Source organism: Candidatus Marivariicella sp., from assembly GCF_983056325.1.
In genome coordinates, this window is sequence record NZ_CEZOWA010000008.1 from 52,421 (window position 1) to 72,479 (window position 20,059).

Genomic DNA, 20,059 nt, shown 5'->3' on the forward strand with positions numbered 1-20,059 from the left:
TGTAAATATATTTGATTCTATTAAAACTTATTCATCAATGAAAATAAATTATTCTATTTTTGAAAATGAAAAAAATCCTTTTGCTCTCTGATTCCCATGGTCATATTGACGAAAGTATTATTAAGTATGCAAAATGGTCAGATGAAGTATGGCATGCAGGAGATATTGGAGATATAAATGTAATAGATTGTTTGAAATCACACAGTATGGTTCGAGCTGTATATGGAAATATTGATAACCAAATAATCAGACAAAGTTATTCAGAAAATATTTTTTTTAATTGCGAGAACATTCCGATAATGATTACTCATATTGGGGGGTATCCTGGAAGGTATTCAAAAAGAATTCCAAAGTTATTATCCATGCATCAACCCAAAATTTTCATTTCGGGGCATTCACATATTCTAAAAGTTGTTAAGGATAAAAAACATGATCTTCTTCATTTAAACCCAGGAGCGTCAGGTGTTATTGGATTTCATAAAAAGAGAACAATGATAAAGTTTGAAATCAATGATAAAAAAATCAATAATTTTTTTATCATTGAACTAGGAAATAGATCTAGTATTATCTGAAGCGATTTAACGATTTAATTAGATCCTTATCATTAATAATTCCAAGATTGGCCAAAATGAGAAGTATAATATTAGAGATTGCTATAACATGAAAAAAATCTAAACTTAAAAAATTGTAGAGAGTTATTAGTATGAGTACAAGCTGATAAAAAATATTTATCTTATTTAAAATTAACTGAATATTTCGTTTTTTAAAAAAAAATATAGAAATCAATGTAATTGATATTGTGGGAATCAAATACTCGTAGATAGGTATTGAACCATTAATAAATAACAAATATTCTGGAAATATAAAAATTTGAAAAGTATCTAAAACAATTTTATAAATGACATTTATAAAAATAATAAATACCATATAAAGACTTTGAATTCTTTGAATCATATCAATATGTTTGCACAAAATTACATTTTTATATAAGCACATTAAAATAATAATTTGTAATATTGTATCGACAGAAAATCAAAACTCAAATACTTAGAAGTTTTGAATGTCAAATCCCACTATTAAGATTTGAAAATATCAAAAAAATTATGTTCGAACTCAACGCTTTAAAAAGTAAAAAACTATCTGATCTTCAAGAAATTGCAAAATCAATTGGTTTAAAAGGTATCTCTTCTCAAAAAAAACAGGATCTAGTATATCAAATTGTTGATCACCAATCTGCTAACCCTTCAGAAAATGAAGAAAAAGTTATAGATAAAGACACAAAACAAAAACCTATTCCAAATTCTAATTTTGGTAAAAATGAAAATACAGTAGAAAAAAGAATACCTAGAATTCCAAAGGAAAATAAATCAGAAACATCAGAAGGTTCAAAAATAAAAGTTTCTAATGAAAATCCAAATGCAAAAAAGTTTGTGAGAAATGAAGCTAACAAAAAAAGTGAAAATCAAAAAACAAGACCGCATTCTCAAAATAAAAACCATAAAAAAGATCCAAACCACAATAAAGATAACAGAAATAGATACCGTGCCCCTGATTTTGAATTCGAGGGAATTATTAAGACAGAGGGGGTTTTAGAAAAAATGCAGGAGGGTTATGGATTTTTAAGATCATCTGATTATCATTATTTATCTTCTCCTGATGATGTATATGTTTCACAATCACAAGTGAGACTGTTTGGTTTAAAAACTGGAGATACGGTAATAGGAGCGGTTAGACCTCCTAAAGATGGTGAAAAATACTTTCCTTTAATCAAAGTAGATACAATAAATGGTCTTGATCCAAAAGTAGTTCGTGACAGGGTTTCGTTTGAACACCTTACACCATTATTCCCTCAAGAGAAATTTAAATTAGCTGAAAAGCAAAATACAGTTTCTACAAGGATTATGGATCTTTTTTCACCAATTGGAAAAGGACAAAGAGGTATGATTGTTTCTCAACCAAAAACAGGGAAAACCATGCTTTTAAAGGATATTGCAAATGCAATTGCCGCTAATCATCCAGAAGTATATCAAATAATTTTACTTATTGACGAAAGGCCAGAGGAAGTAACTGATATGCAGAGAAATGTTGATGGAGAAGTTGTTGCTTCAACATTTGATGAACCTGCTGATAGACATGTTAAAGTTGCTAATGTTGTTCTTGAGAAAGCGAAAAGGTTGGTTGAATGTGGTCACGATGTAGTTATCCTACTTGACTCTTTAACCAGACTGGCAAGAGCTTATAATACAGTACAACCTGCATCTGGAAAAATACTTAGTGGAGGCGTAGATGCAAATGCACTTCACAAACCTAAAAGATTTTTTGGAGCAGCAAGAAATATAGAAAATGGTGGATCTTTATCAATAATTGCTACTGCATTAACTGATACTGGATCAAAAATGGACGAAGTAATATTTGAAGAATTTAAGGGGACAGGAAACATGGAGCTTCAGCTTGATCGGAAAATATCAAATAGGAGATTATTTCCTGCAATTGACTTAGTTTCTTCGAGTACTAGACGAGATGATTTATTGCTTGATGAGGCTACTATTCAAAGAATGTGGATAATGCGTAAATATCTATCAGACATGAACCCTGTTGAGGCTATGGAGTTTATTATAGATAGATTCAAGAGAACAGAAAATAATGAAGAGTTTCTTATTTCAATGAACTCTTAAATTTTTTGATGAACTCTTAAAGTGACGCTGCGAAAATTGAAAGTTTTGATTTAAGATTCGCTGCTTTATTTGAATGAATTATATTCTTCTTAGCTAACTTATCAATCAATGAAGCAACAACTGGAAGCTCTTTTTGGGCCTCTTTTTTCTTTGTAATAGCCTTAAAGACTCTTATAGCGTTACGTGTTGTTTTATGTTGAAATCGATTGCGTAAACGTTTTTTGTCATTAGAACGTATTCTTTTTAAAGCGGATTTATGATTTGCCATAAATTATTTTTTTTATTTTTTAATTATTGTAGCCCGTAGGGGAGTCGAACCCCTCTTTCTAGGATGAAAACCTAACGTCCTAACCGATAGACGAACGGGCCGTAAATCAGTTTGCAAATTTAACGCAAAAATAGAATTGAACAACTTTTCTATTTAAAATTTAAAAAAAATATTTTTTACAGAGAATAATTTAAAAAATTTAGTAAGCTTTCGCAAATAAAACTCTTTGTTTAGAAGGGTTTCCAGAATACACACAAATACCATCCTCATAGTTGTTATTATAAGGTATACATCTAATTGTTGCTTTAGTTTTCTTTTTTATAAACTCTTCAGTCTCGATAGTCCCATCCCAATGAGCAGAAATAAAACCTCCATGACTACTCAAAACACTCTGAAAATCATCAAACGAGTCTACAAGAGTTATCTTTTTATCTCTGAATGCAAGTGCATTGTTGAAAAGTGATTTTTGAATTTCTCTTAATAAACTTTCAACAGTTTCAACTACAATGGATATTTTAATTTTAATTTTTTCTAAAGTATCTCTTCTGACGACTTCAATGGAATCATTCTTAATATCTCTGGGGCCTATAGCTAATCTTATTGGGACTCCCTTTAGTTCGTATTCATTAAATTTAAAACCAGGTTTAAAATTATCTCGATCATCAAATTTTACACTAATACCCTTAGACTCAAGTTCATTTTTTATTTTATTTGCAACATTTGACACTTTATTTAATTCTTCGTCCCCTTTAAAAATCGGTACAATAACCACCTGGATTGGTGCTAAATTAGGGGGTAATACAAGCCCGTTATCATCACTGTGGGTCATGATTAGCGCACCCATCAATCTTGTAGAAACTCCCCATGATGTTGCCCATACATGATCTAATTTACCTTCTTTATTTGCGAATTTAACATCAAATGCCTTCGCGAAATTTTGACCCAAAAAATGACTTGTTCCTGCTTGAAGAGCTTTTCCATCCTGCATTAAGGCTTCTATACAATATGTATCAATTGCACCAGCAAATCTTTCTGATTCTGACTTCAAACCCTTAATTACAGGCATGGCCATGAATTTTTGAGCAAATTCTGCATATATATCATTCATTTGCTGCGCTTCAAAAATAGCTTCTTTTTTTGTTGCATGAGCAGTATGGCCTTCCTGCCATAAAAATTCTGCGGTTCGTAAAAACAGTCGTGTTCTCATTTCCCATCTTACAACGTTAGCCCACTGATTTATTAATATCGGAAGATCTCGATATGACTGAATCCATTTCTTGTAGGTACTCCAAATTATTGCTTCTGAGGTTGGACGAACAATTAATTCCTCCTCTAACTTAGCGTCTGGATCTACTATTAATTTTCCGGGATTATCTTCATCATTCTTTAATCTATAATGAGTAACAATTGCACATTCTTTAGCAAAACCCTCAGCATTTTTTTCTTCAGCTTCAAACAAACTCTTTGGAACAAAAAGAGGGAAATACGCATTTTCATGTCCAGAAGCTTTAAACATCTTATCTAACTCCGCTTGCATCTTTTCCCAAATTGCATATCCATAAGGTTTAATTACCATGCAACCCCTTACAGCAGATGATTCTGCTAAATTTGCTTTGACTACCAACTCATTGTACCATTTGGAATAATCTTGATTTCTTGTTGTAAGTTTTTCAGCCATTTTTTCTTTGGCACAGAATTTGCCTTTATATTTATGTAATACTAGTTTGATACAAAATTACTATTTTTAACCGAGCAGCTAAAAAAAATTTTATGAATAAAAACAAGTTATTTCAAAATTTATTTTCTATTACAATACCTTCCCTTTTATTTTTATCAACAAGCTGTGGTTCATTTGAAGGTGTTTCATATTATTCAACGGATGGCATCTACAACAACGAAAAATCATTCTCATCTAAACAAGAGAAAAATAATAGGGTAAATGATCAATCATCAAGTTATTATGAAAATTATTTTAAAAACTTTTCAAATGAAACTCAAAATGAAAATGAAATAGTTTCTAAGTCTGAAAATGAAAATAATAATATTTATGTAATTGATAACTCACCCAGATTTAGTCTACGTTATGGGTTTAACAGCTTTGATTATTGGAATAGTTGGGGGTCTGCCGGCTTTGGATTTCCATATAATAATTTTTCTAATAATGGTATGTTTTGGCCTTATTACAATCCATATTGGAGCTACGGTTACCAGGGAATGTATTTTAACAATGGCTGGGGGAATGGTTACTCACTTTATGGATGGAATAACTATAGTCCTTTCAATTATGTTGTTTCGAATCGAAATCAATACGGCAGGAAGATTCCATATAATAGAGGTGCAGTAAGTTCAAACTCTTACAATCGTGTATCAAGAAACGTTAACAATAGATTTAATACTTCTCCTGATCAAACTAGAAATGGATCTAGATCTAATTTTGGTAGAAAAATTAGAGGAATAATAAGTGATTACTCTCCTCAAATCCAATCTTATTCAAGAACAAATAGAGGCAATTCCAGTTTATCCAGACCAAGTTTTTCAAGAAATAACTATTCTAGAGGATCACAAAACAACAGGAGTAGTTCGTCAAACAGAAGCAGATCCTCAGGTAGTTCTGGAAGATCAGGAGGTTCGCGTAATAATTAATCGAAATAATTTTATAAAGTCTATGAAGAGAAACATATTAACTGTAACTCTAACCCTACTTATTACATTTTTTTCTAAAGCTCAAACAACTCAAGATGCTTTTAATCGTAGCACATATGGTACATATGGATCCGCCAGGTACACCTCAATGGGTGGAGCCTTTGGTTCATTAGGTGGGGACCTAAGTTCTATAAGTGATAATCCTGCGGGAGGAGCAGTGTTTTTGTATTCAGAAATGGGTTTAACTTTTGAGATTAATTTTAATAATACACTATCTATTGGTGATGAAAGAAATATACCAGTAAAGACATCATTTTCAGATTTAAGTCAATTCGGATTTATTTTTTCATTAAAAAACACTTCAGAAGGACCATTCAAAAAATTAAATTTTGGTTTTAACATTCAGAAAATTCAGGATTTTAAAAATAATATTAATTCTGTTTCTTCAAGAAAAATAGGTTTAGATCAATTTTTTCTAAATAATGCGCAGGGTGTATCTCTGGAAAACTTGATGACAAGAGAAAACGAAACAATAAGTGAGCTTTACGACTTCTTAGGAAATAATTATGGATACAGTGTCCAACAAGCATTTTTAGGATTTAATGCATATCTAATTGATCCGGTTTCCAATGAAGAAGGAAATACTAGTTATACTTCTTCAGCAAAGTATAATGAAGTCAATCATGATTTTTATATTGATAAAATTGGAGATCATAAAAAATACTCTTTTTCAATTTCTACCCAATATAATAATTCGATTTACATAGGTTTAAATCTGAATAGTCACAAAATATTCTATCAAGAAATAACTGATCTTACTGAATCTAATTATTTAGTTGATTCAAATATTGATTTGCTTCGTTTTAATAATGAGTTACTTACCTACGGAAGTGGTTTCTCTGCTCAACTTGGGATTATTGCAAAAATTAAGAATAATTTAAGACTTGGTTTTAGCTACCAATCACCAACACGATTAAATTTAACAGAAGAGTCCTTGCAGTTTTTAATTTCTGATCATTCAAATTTTCCTGAAGAAAATTTGATACGAGAAGTTGTAGACCCTCAAATATTAAATATATCCAAATACAAGCTTTCAACTCCTAGTAAGACTTCATTAAGCGCATCATTTATATTTGGATCTAAAGGTTTAATAAGTGCCGAATACAGCTCAAAAAATTATAGTAATATTAATTTTATAACTAATCGTAACACCTATTTGAGAGATTTGAATAATGAATTATCCTCGAATTACAAAAAAGCTTCAATGTTAAGGGTTGGAGGAGAAATGAGGTTGGAGAAAATAAGTTTCAGAGCTGGATACTACTCAGAAGAAAGTAGTCAAACAATAAGAGATAATTCACACAGTGGAATTTCTTTTGGTATAGGTTATGATTTTAAAAATGGAGGTATAATTGGTGTTTCATTAAAAAAATCAGAATTAAATTCAATTAATTCACTTTCAACTTCTGGTATTAATGATACTTTTTCAGCAACTAATAATCAAACCTCAATTATAGCTTCATATAATTTTAAACTTTAGCTCTTAGTTCTTGGTTTTTGATTACTCTAAAATCCAAGTAATTACATATCTTTACAACAACAATATAATCGATGAAAATAGAAAAAATTTTATTAGAACAAGAAGATGAATTAGGTAACGATCATGTGGGTAGTTCAAGAGAAACTCCCCTTCGAGATGATGCTTTTAATAAGTCTGATGAAGAAAAAATATCATTAATAAAGGAAAAAGTTAATGATATACTAACCATATTAGGAATGGACCTTAAAGATGACAGTTTAAAAGGAACTCCTAATCGTGTTGCGAAAATGTTTGTTAAAGAAATTTTTGGTGGATTAAATCCTAAACTAAAACCTAAAGCTTCAACATTTAGCAATAAATACGGTTATGGGGAAATGTTAGTCGAAAAAAACATAAATCTTTATTCAACTTGTGAACACCATCTTCTTCCTATAGTTGGTAAAGCCCACGTTGCTTATGTTTCTAACGGAACTGTGGTTGGTTTATCTAAAATTAATAGAATAGTTGACTATTTTGGAAAAAGACCTCAAGTTCAAGAAAGACTTACTCTGCAAATTGTTGAGGAGCTTCAAAATATATTAAATACAGATAATGTGGCTTGTGTTATCGACGCTAAACATTTGTGTGTCAATTCAAGAGGTATAGCTGATACTGGAAGTAGTACAATAACTAGTGAATTTGGTGGAATTTTTAAAAGTCCAACAAAAAAACAGGAGTTTTTAGAATACATACAATTATCTACTGAATTTAATGGATAATCTAAAGGTCTACAATTCTTTAAATTCAAAAAAAGAAAAATTTATTCCAATAACAAAAAAAAATGTTGGAATGTATGTTTGTGGCCCCACGGTTTATAGTAATGTCCATTTAGGAAACTGCAGAACATTTATTTCATTCGATCTCATATACAGATATTTAAAACATTTAGGTTACAAAGTACGATATGTTCGAAACATAACTGATGCAGGTCATCTTGAAAACGATGAGGATGTTGGTGAAGACAGAATAGCTAAAAAAGCTAGATTGGAAAATATCGAACCAATGGAAGTTGTCCAAAGATATACAATAGATTTTCACAACGCATTAACCCAATTTAATACACTTCCTCCATCGATTGAACCAACTGCTACGGGTCATATTGTTGAACAAATAGAATTAATAAAAAAAATTATAAATGCTGGTTTAGGTTATGAAGTAAAAGGCTCTGTGTACTTTGATGTATTTAAATTTAATATTAAAAATAATTACGGTGAGCTATCAGGAAGAAAATTAGAAGATTTAATTCACAACACAAGATCCTTAGAAGGACAAAGTGATAAGAAAAATCCTCAAGATTTTGCTCTTTGGAAAAAAGCAGAACCTCAACATATTATGAGATGGAATTCTCCTTGGAGCGAGGGTTTTCCTGGATGGCATCTTGAATGTACAGCTATGAGTACTAAATATCTTGGTGAATCCTTTGATATTCATGGAGGGGGGCTAGATTTAAAATTTCCACATCATGAATGTGAAATCGCACAAGCAAAAGCAGTGAATAATAAAACTCCTGTAAAATATTGGATTCATGCAAACATGATGACTCTTGATGGTAAAAAAATGGCAAAATCTACTGGTAATAATATACTACCTTCAGATGTTTTTAGTGGAATAAATGATAAGTTTTCTAAGCCTTTCTCCCCTTCTGTCGTTAAATTCTTTTTTCTCCAGGCACATTACAGAAGTATCTTAGATATTAGTGAAGTTGCTCTTACAGCTTCAGAGAAAGGATTTGATAAATTAATTAAGGCCGTTGAAACACTAGATTCCATTTCAGTAAAAGATAAAGCTAATTTTGATGTTGATAAATGGAACAAAGCCTGTTATAGTGCATTAAACGATGACTTTAATAGCCCTATATTAATAGCTAAGTTATTTGATGCGGTAAGATTTATAAATAAACTATCAATCGAAGGGGGAACTTTATCAAAACATCAAAAACAAATTCTTTCAAAACAAATTCGTGTTTTTGTTTTTGAAATTCTTGGATTACAAGGACCTGATAAACTAATAAACACCCATGATCAAACTGAAATTTTAGAAAAAACAGTTGAAATTTTATTAAAAATTCGTAATAATGCTCGAATCAGTAAAGATTTTAAAACATCTGATTTAATTAGAGATGAATTGAAATCTATTGGAATAGATTTAAGTGATGGCGAAACAAGTTCAAGTTTTAAAATCAATTAAATGGAAACTATAAAAAAGATAGTTAACTCAGTTTTATTATTTGTAATATACTTATATCAAAATTTGATTTCACCCATTTTGGGACCCAAATGTAGATTTACTCCAACATGTTCCAATTATTCCGTAGCTGCTTTAAAGAAATACGGTCCAATTAAAGGAGTTTGGATTAGTTTAACTAGGATATTTAAATGTCATCCCTGGGGCGGAAAAGGCTTTGATCCAGTTCCTTAAAATATTTTTTTTTAAATTTAGTTTTTTTATTATGATACATCTTTTGGAAATAAAATGGTCTCCCAGCGAAGTCTTATTTCAAATAGGTTCCTTTGGACTCCATTATTACTCTTTAATGTTTGTTATTGCTTTTAGTATTGGTTACAAAATCGTTGAAAAATATTTTGTTGAAGAGAATGTTTCAAATAATTTTCTTGAACCTTTATTTGTTTATATGGTTTTCTCAACTCTAATTGGAGCAAGGTTAGGACATGTTTTTTTTTATGATTGGAATTATTACCAAAACCATTTTATAGAGATTTTACTCCCCATAAGAGAAAATATTAATGGCTCTATTTTAGGTCTGATCACTGGTTATGAATTTACAGGTTTCAGAGGTTTGGCTAGTCATGGAGCAGCAATTGGTATTATAGCTGGTATAATACTTTTTCAAATTAAACACAAATTAAAATCGGCACTGTGGATTTTTGATAGATTAACAGTTCCAGTTACATTAGCTGGAGTTTTTATTAGACTTGGTAATTTTTTTAATTCTGAAATTGTTGGTAAATACACTGAATCAAGTTTTGGAGTAATCTTTGAAAATAGAGGTGAAGTTCTTCCAAGACATCCTGCACAACTCTACGAATCAATTGGATATCTTATACTGTTCTTGTTCTTAAGAAATATTTATAGTAAAACAAAACATATACCTGGATACTTGTTAGGAGTATTTTTGTCAGGTATTTTTGGAATAAGGTTTTTAGTTGAGTTTGTAAAAGAAAGTCAAGGAGGATTTGAATCGTATATGCCAATGTTTTCCACAGGTCAATGGTTGAGTATACCACTTATAATTTCAGGTCTATTAATGATATACATTTCTAGAATTAGAAATAGTAATTAAAAAAATAGAAGATTCTATTCTTTTATTGCTTTCTTTTTAATAGTATCAAACATAATAGGTGTTGCAATAAAAACTGAAGAATACGTTCCTATTACCACGCCTACAATCAAAGCAAACATAAATCCTCTAATAGATTCTCCACCATATATAAAGATAGCTAGAAGAACAATTAATGTAGTTAATGAAGTATTTAGGGTTCTACTTAAGGTTTTATTTAGAGCAGTATTTAAAGTAACATCTAATGGCCACTTTGAATGGTCTTTGATATACTCACGAATTCGGTCAAAAACTACTACTGTATCATTTAATGAATATCCAATTACAGTAAGAATAGCTGCTATAAATGCTTGATTAATTTCCATATTGAAAGGCATAAATTTATATGTCAAAGAAAATATACCAAGAACAACTATGATGTCATGAAATACAGCTGTTACAGCACCTAAGGAGTATTGCCATCTTCTAAATCTAAATAAGATATATAGAAAAACAACAATTAAAGAACCAATGACTGCTAGAAATGAATTATTTTTTATATCATCGGCAATTGTTGGACCAACTTTAATTGAAGACATTATTCCGACTTGTTTATCCTCAGATCCATTAACAAAAGATTGATAATTTATGGATGAAGGTAAATACTTTTTTAACGATGAAAAGAGTTTTTCTTGAATCTCATTATCTACTTCAATACCTTCAACATCAACCTTGTATTTTGTAGTAATCTTTAATTGATTAGCCTCTCCATAAGTTTTAACTTCGGCACTACCATACTCGTTAATTAAGTCATTTTGAATATCCTCCGGGTTAACAGGATTTTCAAACCTAACTGTATATGATCGTCCTCCGACAAAATCAACACCTTGGTTTAAACCAATGGAACCTAAAGAAATTAAACTAATCAAAATAAAAACTGTTGAAAAAACATATGATATTTTCCTTAGTTTAATGAAAGATATACTGAAATTAGTAAATAAGTTATTTGTGTTTTTGGTTGCAAACGTAACAATTTTTCCAAGTGAAAGTCTAGAATCTACTAAAATTCTGGTAATAAATATTGCAGTAAATAAAGAAGTTGCAATACCAATTAATAAAGTGGTTGCAAAGCCTTTAATAGGACCCGAACCAAATATGAATAATATAAATGCAGTTAAACCTGTTGTAATATTAGCATCTAAAATTGATGAAAGTGCATTGTTAAAACCATCCGAGACAGCTTTAATTTGACCTTTACCCTTTTTTAATTCCTCACGAATACGCTCAAAGATTAAAACATTTGCATCAACTGATATTCCTATCGTTAAAACTATACCTGCAATTCCTGGAAGAGTTAATACAGCTCCCAAACCAGCCAATATTCCGAATATTAATAGGATATTTAATACTAAGGCAACATCTGCAAAAATCCCTGATGAACCATAATAAAAAATCATCCAAAGTAAAACTAATACTAAGGCTATTAAAAATGAATATATACCCGATTCAATAGCTTCTTTACCTAAAGAGGGTCCAACAATTTCAGATTGTATTATTTCAGCAGATGCCGGAAGTTTTCCAGCCCTTAGAACATTAGCTAAATCAATGGCTTCATTTAAACTAAAACTTCCAGAAATTTCTGAACGACCTCCTGATATAGCTCCTTTTGTTACTCCAGGAGCAGAATAAACTATTTCATCTAAGACTATTGCGATATTACTGGCCTGTTTGAATGCATTTCCAGTCAAATTTTCCCATACACGTGACCCTTTTCCATTCATTTGCATTGAAACAGCTGGATTTCCCAATGCATCATATGTCTGGACAGCGTCAATTACAACTCCTCCACTCAAGGGAGCTAGGTTTTCTCTATTTGATTTTAGAATATATAAATCTAGAATATCACTATCTGGGATTGATTTTCCCCAAGCAAATTTAATATATCTGTAGTCCTGGGGTAAAAGTCTTCTAACCTCTGGTAAATTTAAATAGTTTGAAATTTTTTCTTGATCTTTAGATGAAAATTGAGCTAAAATTGGCCCCCCCTGGTATCCACTTCCAACAATTCGATCAAGTATTGGATTAACAACCAGAGTTGAATCTTTATTAACAACATCTGCCAATAGATCATCAATTGCTGATGATTTTTTATCTGATTTATTATCCGGTATTACTTTTTGGGTAGATTCCTGATCTTTTAGTTTAATAAGTTCATTAGCAGAAACTAAAAAAGAAAACAACTGATCATTTTTAAAAGTTTCCCAAAATTCTAGTTGTGCAGTACTTTGCAATAGGTTTTTAATTCTGTCAACATCTTTAGCTCCAGGTAGTTCAACTAATATTCTTCCTGAAGATCCTAATCTTTGAATGTTTGGTTGAGTTACACCAAACTTATCAATTCGTTTTCTCAAGACTTCAAATGCAGAGACAATAGACTCATCAACTTTCCTGGTAATTATTGGACGAACCTCATCATCTGACATTTCAAAATTTATTTCATCGCTTAACGTTTTATTTCCATAAATAGATGGATCAGACAAAGACTGGTTACCCTTTGTGTTTTCAAATGCAGCAAAAAAAGATTCTATATAAGGCTCATCAGTGCTTTTCTGGAGTAAATCAGCTTCATCAAGTGCCTGATTAAAGGTAGGGTTTTTTGAGTTTTCAGCTAATCCTTTCAATACGTCTCGTATAGATATTTGAAGTATGACATTAATACCTCCTTTGAGGTCCAAACCTTTATTTAGCTCTTTACCTTTTGCATCATTGTAGGATGTAAAACCATATAAACTCACATTCCCTATTGAATCAAGATAGTCAATTGTTGATTTTTCTCTTAGTTCAAGATAATTGTCTGCTGAATCAGAGATTAAGTTCTGTGAATAGATTTTGGCTTTTTTCTCTTCATTATTTGCAATAAAGGTAAATGAAAGCTGATATAAGCTAACAAATCCAAATAGGATTGCAAAAACGCGAATCAGATAGTTATTTTGCATTTGATTAAAATTTATGCTTTATTTTAGCGAGCAAATATAATCTTTACGAAAGTATTTAACAACTTATATAACTTATAAGGTGAAATTAGATGCATTAAAAGCTTTTAGTTTAGAATAGTATTTAGAGCCGAATTCATATTAGCTACTGCAGAAGCGCTCTTTTGAAGCTTTCCCATTTCAGCTTCATTTAAGTCAATATCAATAATTTCTTCAACTCCACTACTTCCTATAATAACTGGGACACCAATACAAATATCATTTAACCCATACTCACCATCTAACATTACAGAACATGGAATTAATTTTTTTTGATTATTCAAAATACTATCAACTAAATATGATACTGAAGCACCAGGTGCATACCAAGCAGAAGTACCAAGTAATTTTGTAAGAGTTGCTCCACCGACCATAGTTGATGCCGAAACTTCACCAAGAGTCTTTTCACTTAGAAATTGGTTAATTGGAAGACCATTATAACTAGCTAATCTTGTTAGTGGTATCATTGTTGTATCTCCATGCCCTCCTATAACCATTCCATCGATATCACTTGCAGGTTTGTTCAAAGCTATGGATAAATATGTTTTAAATCTGGAACTATCTAAAACACCACCCATACCAATGATTCTGTTTTTGGGTAATCCAGTAGATTTCAGAGCCAGATATGTCATAGTATCCATTGGATTAGAAACAACAACAATAATTGTATTGGGAGAAAAATCTAAAATACTTTGAGTAACAGACTTAACTATACCTGCATTTATTCCAATTAATTCTTCACGAGTCATTCCAGGCTTCCTTGGGATTCCCGATGTTATAACAACTACATCGCTATTTGCTGTAGAACTATAGTCGTTAGTTACTCCAGAAATTAAAGTGTTAAATCCTAAAGTTGTGGATGTCTGAGTCAAATCTAGTGCTTTTCCTTCAGCAAATCCATCTTTAATATCTAACAGAACTACCTCACTAGCAATTTTTTTAATCGAAATATACTCTGCGCAGGAGGCACCAACATTACCTGCTCCAACAATTGTTACTTTCATGAACTTTACTTAAATAAATTAAACATCAATTCTTGCATAAACGGCATTTTTCTCAATAAATTCTCTTCTTGGTGGAACCTCATCCCCCATCAACATTGAAAAAACTCGATCCGCCTCAGCAAAATTATCGATTGTTACTTTTCTAAGGGTTCTATAGTTTGGATCCATGGTTGTATCCCACAACTGCTCAGCATTCATTTCTCCAAGCCCCTTATATCTTTGAACACCGGAACCTTGACCAAACTCAGAAACTAACTGATCACGCTGATCATCACTCCAAGCATAACTTTTCTTAGTTCCTTTTTTAACAAGGTAAAGAGGAGGTGTAGCAATATAAATGAAACCTGATTCAACTAGTTCTCGCATGTATCTAAAGAAAAAAGTTAGAATTAGGGTAGAAATATGACTCCCATCAACATCCGCATCACACATAATGACTATTTTATGATATCTTAATTTTTCAATATTCAACGCTTTACTGTCCTCTTCAGTTCCAATAGTAACACCTAAAGCTGTATAAATATTTCTAATTTCCTCATTTTCAAAAACTTTGTGTTGCATCGCTTTCTCAACATTGAGAATTTTTCCTCGTAGGGGAAGAATTGCTTGAAAATTTCTATCTCTTCCTTGTTTTGCTGTTCCACCCGCAGAATCTCCCTCAACGAGATAAACTTCACATAATGCAGGATCTTGTTCAGAACAGTCTGACAATTTACCCGGCAAACCTCCACCACTCATGACAGATTTTCTTTGGACCATTTCTCGAGCTTTACGGGCAGCATGTCTAGCTTGAGCTGCTAAAATAACTTTCTGAACAATTATTTTTGCATCATTAGGATGTTCTTCTAAATAATTCTCTAACATTTCAGAAACAGCTTGAGAAACTGCAGAAGAAACTTCTCTATTACCTAACTTAGTTTTTGTTTGACCTTCAAACTGAGGCTCAGCAACTTTAACAGAGACAATAGCAGTTAAGCCTTCTCTAAAGTCATCTCCAGAAATTTCAAATTTGAGTTTATCTAACAACCCTGACGAATCAGCATACTTTTTTAAAGTTGAGGTGAGTCCTCTTCTAAAACCAGAAAGATGGGTTCCCCCTTCGTGAGTGTTTATATTATTAACATATGAATGTAGGTTTTCAGAATATGATGTGTTGTATATCATAGCAACTTCAACAGGAATATCATGTTTTTCTCCTTCAATTGATATGACATCTTCGATAATAGATTCTCTACTTTCATCTAAAAAACGAATAAATTCCTTAAGGCCTTCCTTTGAGAAAAAGACTTCGGAAGGATGTTGACCTTTTTCATCTACAGTTCTAAGGTCTTTAATCGACAAGGTAATTCCCTTATTTAAAAAAGATAACTCTCTTAGCCTTAGTGCTAAGGTCTCATAATTATATTCCGTTGTTTGACTAAATATTTCTTCATCTGGTTTAAATGTCACCAAAGTTCCTCTTTTATCACTTTTCCCAATCTCTTTAACTGGCGAAATAGCCTTTCCCCTCTCATAATCTTGCTCCCAAACTTTACCATCCCTATATACAGTTGCTTTTAAAGAAGATGAAAGAGCATTTACACAGGAAACACCAACACCGTGTAAACCTCCAGATACTTTATATGAATCTTTATCAAACTTTCCACCAGCACCAATTTTTGTCATAACAACCTCCAAAGCAGAAACACCTTCTTTTTTATGAATGTCTACTGGAATTCCCCTTCCGTTATCCTCAGTGGTAACTGAGTTATCCTCATTAATAATAACAGATATAGTATCACAGTGACCAGCAAGTGCTTCATCTATAGAATTATCAATAACTTCATAAACTAAATGATGGAGACCTCTTAACCCAACATCTCCGATATACATCGAGGGTCTTTTTCTAACATGTTCCATCCCCTCCAAGGCTTGAATGCTATCGGCAGAGTATTGAGAATTATTTTCAGAATCACTCATAAATATATTATCTGTTTTATTTGAAAATTTATACTTTCAAATATAATAAAACACAGGCTATTATTGATGTTAGCCGCTAAAAACTAAGTGAGAGTTATCAACAATTATTGTGTAAGGAATATAAACAACACGACACTTCAACTAATCGTTGTCATAGGATTTTTCGTGAACTTCTGAAATAGCTCTTCCGCTAGGATCATTTTGATTCTTAAACGCTTCATCCCACTCCAAAGCTATTGGAGTACTGCATGCTATAGATGGAACAGAAGGGACGCTAAGAGCAGCTGCATCACTGGGAAAATGACTTTCGAAAATACATCTATAATAAAATTCCTCTTTATTTTTTGGAGTTTGAATTGGAAATCTAAAATGAGCGTTATTAATTTGCTCATCAGAAACTTCTTTTTCTACTTTTTCTTTTAAAGAATCAATCCAACTATAACCAACACCATCTGAAAATTGCTCTTTTTGACGCCAAGTTACACTTTCCGGCAAATACTCCTCAAACGCCTTCCTCAAAATCCATTTTTCCATTTTTTCAGAATTAATCATTTTATCCTTCGGATTAATCCTCATGGCTACATCAATAAATTCCTTATCTAGGAACGGAACTCTACCTTCAATTCCCCATGCAGCAAGAGATTTATTAGCTCTTAGACAGTCGTACTGGTGAAGATTATCTAACTTTCTTACAGTCTCATCATGAAATTCTTTAGCTGAAGGTGCCTTGTGAAAATATAAATATCCTCCAAATAATTCGTCAGCTCCTTCTCCTGAAAGAACCATCTTAATACCTAGTGATTTAATTACTCTAGCCATTAAAAACATAGGTGTAGATGCCCTGACAGTAGTTATATCATATGTTTCTAAATGATAAATCACCTCTCGTATAGCATCTAAACCCTCCTGAATTGTAAATTTTATTTCATGGTGAATTGTTCCTATGTGTTTTGAAACTATTTTAGCTGCTTTTAAATCTGGAGATCCCTCTAGCCCTACTGAAAAAGAATGAAGTTGGGGCCACCACGCATTTTGTTTATCATTAGATTCTATTCTTTTTGATGAAAATTTTTTCGCGAGAGCAGACGTTATTGACGAGTCTAAACCACCTGATAAAAGAACACCATAAGGAACATCACTCATTAATTGACGATGCACACTATCTGATAAAGCGTCATGAATTTCTTTAATGCGCGTTTGGTTATTCATCACATTTTGATAACTTCTCCAGTCCTTATTATACCAAAGCGAGGGCTTGTCGTCTCCGCTCATTAAATAGTGACCTGGAGGGAATAGTTCAATTCTACCACAAATACCCTCTAAAGACTTTAGCTCTGAAGCAACATAAAAAGTTCCATCTGAATCCCATCCCATATATAAAGGAATGATCCCCATATGATCTCTAGCAATAAAATATTTATTAGCTTCAGAATCATAAATTGCAAAAGCAAAAATTCCATTTAAAAGATTAAGAAAATTTGATCCCATTTCTTTATACAATGCAAGGATAATTTCACAATCTGATTTTGTAGTATAACTATATTTAGCTGAGTACTTATTTTTTAATTCGAGATGATTATATATTTCTCCGTTGGCAGCTAAAATTAAATTACCATCTTCACTGTAAATAGGCTGTTGACCTGAAATAGGATCAACAACAGCGAGGCGTTCGTGAGCTAAAATTGCATTCTCATCTGAATAAATACCACTCCAGTCAGGCCCCCTATGCCTAATTATTTTTGCCATATTTAAAATCTGAGGTCTTAAACTCGACGAAGATGATTTTAAATCAAAAGCACAAACAATACCACACATAAAAGAAATTTAATCAAAAATACATTTTAAAATTATAATATAAAATATATTATATATAATGATTTATAAAATCAATTATATATAATTATTTTGTTAAAAATATTAAGTATAATAAATAGATATGAGAGTGAAAATAAATTTTGTTAATATCAAAAGCGATTACTATATACTATTTTTCCAGCTAAAATTGTTGCCACAACTTTTGTTGAAAATATTTCATTTTCAGGGACCTTCATAATATTTCTATCAAGAATCACAAAATCAGCAACCTTCCCTGGCTCAATACTTCCTTTTTCATTTTCTTCAAAGTTAGAATAGGCTGCCCATGAAGTCATCCCCATTAAAGCCTCATATCGGGTAAGGGAATTCTCACTTTGGAAACCACCATAGGGAAGCTTTGACAAATCTTTTCTTGCAACCGCTGCATAAAAAGTGTGAAAAGGATTAATTTTTTCAACAGGAAAATCAGTTCCCAAAGCTAAAACTCCAGACCAATCAAGCAATCTCTTGTAAGCATAACCTCCTTGAAGTCTTTTCACTCCTAATCTTTCATCCGCCCAATACATATCACTAGTGGCGTGCGTTGGCTGAATTGACGGTATTATTTTGGAATTAAACATCTGAAAGTCTTCTGAAGAAATAATTTGGGAATGCTCAACTCTCCATCGTGGGTCTTTTTTATTTTCTAAAACTCTATTATAAATTTTTAAAATCGAATGATTAGCATCGTCACCAATAGCATGGGTATTCATTTGAAAATCCGTCAAGGCAATTACACTTGCCAAACTATCCATTGAACTTATAGATGTAATAAACTTACCTCTATGATTTTTCATGTCACTATATGGCTCTTTTAAGGCAGCTCCCCTTGATCCAAGCGCACCATCTGCATAAACTTTAATAGACCTAACATTAAGCTTGTCCGTTTTTAAGATTCCGTTATTTAAAAAATACGTAACATCATCTTTATCGTTAGAAACCATCGCGTATACTCTCATTTTGAGTATGCCCGCGGTTTGTAAACTGTCAATCAATAAAATATTTTCCTTTGAAAGTCCAGCATCATCGACAGTAGTTAGTCCATACTCAAAACTTTTTTCTTCAGCCAACAGAAGAGCTTTTATCCTTTCATCAATACTTGGACTAGGTAAGGCTTTTTTAACTAATTCCATTGGACTATCAATAAGGATTCCGCTTGGATCTCCATTCTTGATAACAATAGTTCCACCTTTAACCTTTGTATTAGAATCAATACCTGAAAGATCTAAGGTTTTTTGATTTACTAAATAAGCATGACCATCAACACGTTCAAGAACAACAGGCATGTTTGGGAAAAGACTATCCAATTCTTTTTTATCAGGAAATTCTTTCAACTCCCAATCATTTTGATCCCAATATCTTCCATAAACGATTTGCGGATTGTTTTCATTAACAAATTTTTTGACTTTTTCCAAAACTTCCTTAAAACTCTTAGTTCCTCTTAGATTAATTTGTTGATTTTCTAGTCCATATTGTAAAAAATGACAATGGGCATCAATTAAACCAGGAACAATTGTCAAACCTCGAGCATCAACAATATTTTTTGGATTGTATTTTTCTTTTAAATCATCCCCACCTACTTCAATAAAAACTCCATCCCTAATCACAAAAGAACTGAACTCATCAAAAGTGTTATTTGCTGAATAAACTTTAGCATTATATACTAATAGATCAACTTTTTCCCCACAAGACAGGAAAAGAAATAATAATATTAAGTATGAAAGTTTTTGCATTTTTAAATTTTTGAAATAGATTTAGTAAATTTAAT

The 20,059-nt window shown here is 31.6% G+C and carries 15 protein-coding genes and 1 tRNA gene; 7 read left to right on the plus strand and 9 right to left on the minus strand.

All coding sequences use genetic code 11. The annotated features are described in order from the left end of the window. The first annotated feature begins 65 nt into the window (after positions 1-65). Positions 66-572, plus strand: coding sequence for a metallophosphoesterase family protein (locus AC3ATN_RS04025; protein ID WP_487531948.1), 507 nt, complete (start codon positions 66-68; stop codon positions 570-572). On the opposite strand, the gene AC3ATN_RS04030 is transcribed toward AC3ATN_RS04025, so the two are convergent. Then, a complete protein-coding gene (locus tag AC3ATN_RS04030; protein ID WP_487531949.1) occupies positions 565-996 on the minus strand; it encodes a DUF4293 family protein in 432 nt (143 codons plus the stop codon). The two genes, AC3ATN_RS04025 and AC3ATN_RS04030, sit on opposite strands and share 8 nt — an antisense overlap. Positions 997-1,103: 107 nt before the next feature. On the opposite strand from AC3ATN_RS04030, the gene rho reads away from it, so the two are divergent. Continuing rightward, positions 1,104-2,675: a transcription termination factor Rho gene (gene rho, locus AC3ATN_RS04035; RefSeq protein ID WP_487531950.1), complete on the plus strand. Its 1,572-nt coding sequence runs from the start codon at positions 1,104-1,106 to the stop codon at positions 2,673-2,675. A gap of 16 nt (positions 2,676-2,691) precedes the next feature. Here the strand turns inward: rho and rpsT are convergent, their stop codons facing one another. The 3 genes from rpsT to proS all read right to left on the minus strand — a co-directional run bounded on the left by rpsT (position 2,692) and on the right by proS (position 4,621). Beyond that, the gene (gene rpsT / locus AC3ATN_RS04040; protein ID WP_487531951.1) at positions 2,692-2,943 is read right to left on the minus strand and encodes a 30S ribosomal protein S20; all 252 of its coding nucleotides are present in this window, start codon (positions 2,941-2,943) and stop codon (positions 2,692-2,694) included. Positions 2,944-2,972: 29 nt separating this feature from the next. Further along, positions 2,973-3,044 (minus strand) — tRNA-Glu (locus tag AC3ATN_RS04045). A 98-nt stretch (positions 3,045-3,142) separates the two neighbouring features. Further along, on the minus strand, positions 3,143-4,621 hold the full coding sequence (gene proS / locus AC3ATN_RS04050) for a proline--tRNA ligase (protein WP_487531952.1): 1,479 nt from the start codon (positions 4,619-4,621) through the stop codon (positions 3,143-3,145). A 783-nt stretch (positions 4,622-5,404) separates the two neighbouring features. Between proS and AC3ATN_RS04055 the strand changes: the two genes are divergently transcribed. From AC3ATN_RS04055 to lgt, 5 genes are all read left to right on the plus strand, one after another. Then, positions 5,405-7,126, plus strand: a complete 1,722-nt coding sequence (locus tag AC3ATN_RS04055; RefSeq protein ID WP_487531953.1) for a hypothetical protein — start codon at positions 5,405-5,407, stop codon at positions 7,124-7,126. 71 nt (positions 7,127-7,197) lie between these two features. Further along, positions 7,198-7,884 carry a GTP cyclohydrolase I FolE gene (gene folE / locus AC3ATN_RS04060; protein ID WP_487531954.1) on the plus strand — a complete coding sequence of 229 codons (687 nt, stop codon included), beginning with the start codon at positions 7,198-7,200 and terminating at the stop codon, positions 7,882-7,884. Beyond that, on the plus strand, positions 7,877-9,352 hold the full coding sequence (cysS, locus tag AC3ATN_RS04065) for a cysteine--tRNA ligase (RefSeq protein ID WP_487531955.1): 1,476 nt from the start codon (positions 7,877-7,879) through the stop codon (positions 9,350-9,352). Before folE ends, cysS begins: the two co-directional genes overlap by 8 nt. Next, positions 9,353-9,583, plus strand: coding sequence for a membrane protein insertion efficiency factor YidD (yidD, locus tag AC3ATN_RS04070; protein WP_487531956.1), 231 nt, complete (start codon positions 9,353-9,355; stop codon positions 9,581-9,583). Positions 9,584-9,614: 31 nt separating this feature from the next. Continuing rightward, on the plus strand, positions 9,615-10,466 hold the full coding sequence (gene lgt, locus AC3ATN_RS04075; protein WP_487531957.1) for a prolipoprotein diacylglyceryl transferase: 852 nt from the start codon (positions 9,615-9,617) through the stop codon (positions 10,464-10,466). A gap of 14 nt (positions 10,467-10,480) precedes the next feature. Here the strand turns inward: lgt and secDF are convergent, their stop codons facing one another. The 5 genes from secDF to AC3ATN_RS04100 all read right to left on the minus strand — a co-directional run bounded on the left by secDF (position 10,481) and on the right by AC3ATN_RS04100 (position 20,024). Beyond that, positions 10,481-13,438, minus strand: a complete 2,958-nt coding sequence (gene secDF / locus AC3ATN_RS04080) for a protein translocase subunit SecDF (RefSeq protein WP_487531958.1) — start codon at positions 13,436-13,438, stop codon at positions 10,481-10,483. Positions 13,439-13,542: 104 nt separating this feature from the next. After that, complete coding sequence (mdh, locus tag AC3ATN_RS04085) at positions 13,543-14,478, minus strand: malate dehydrogenase (protein ID WP_487531959.1); 936 nt, start codon at positions 14,476-14,478, stop codon at positions 13,543-13,545. 18 nt (positions 14,479-14,496) lie between these two features. Next, complete coding sequence (gene gyrB, locus AC3ATN_RS04090) at positions 14,497-16,437, minus strand: DNA topoisomerase (ATP-hydrolyzing) subunit B (RefSeq protein WP_487531960.1); 1,941 nt, start codon at positions 16,435-16,437, stop codon at positions 14,497-14,499. A gap of 141 nt (positions 16,438-16,578) precedes the next feature. Beyond that, positions 16,579-18,252 carry an asparagine synthase B gene (asnB, locus tag AC3ATN_RS04095; protein ID WP_487531961.1) on the minus strand — a complete coding sequence of 558 codons (1,674 nt, stop codon included), beginning with the start codon at positions 18,250-18,252 and terminating at the stop codon, positions 16,579-16,581. 149 nt (positions 18,253-18,401) lie between these two features. Continuing rightward, positions 18,402-20,024: an amidohydrolase gene (locus AC3ATN_RS04100; RefSeq protein WP_487531962.1), complete on the minus strand. Its 1,623-nt coding sequence runs from the start codon at positions 20,022-20,024 to the stop codon at positions 18,402-18,404. Between the last annotated feature and the right edge of the window lie 35 nt (positions 20,025-20,059).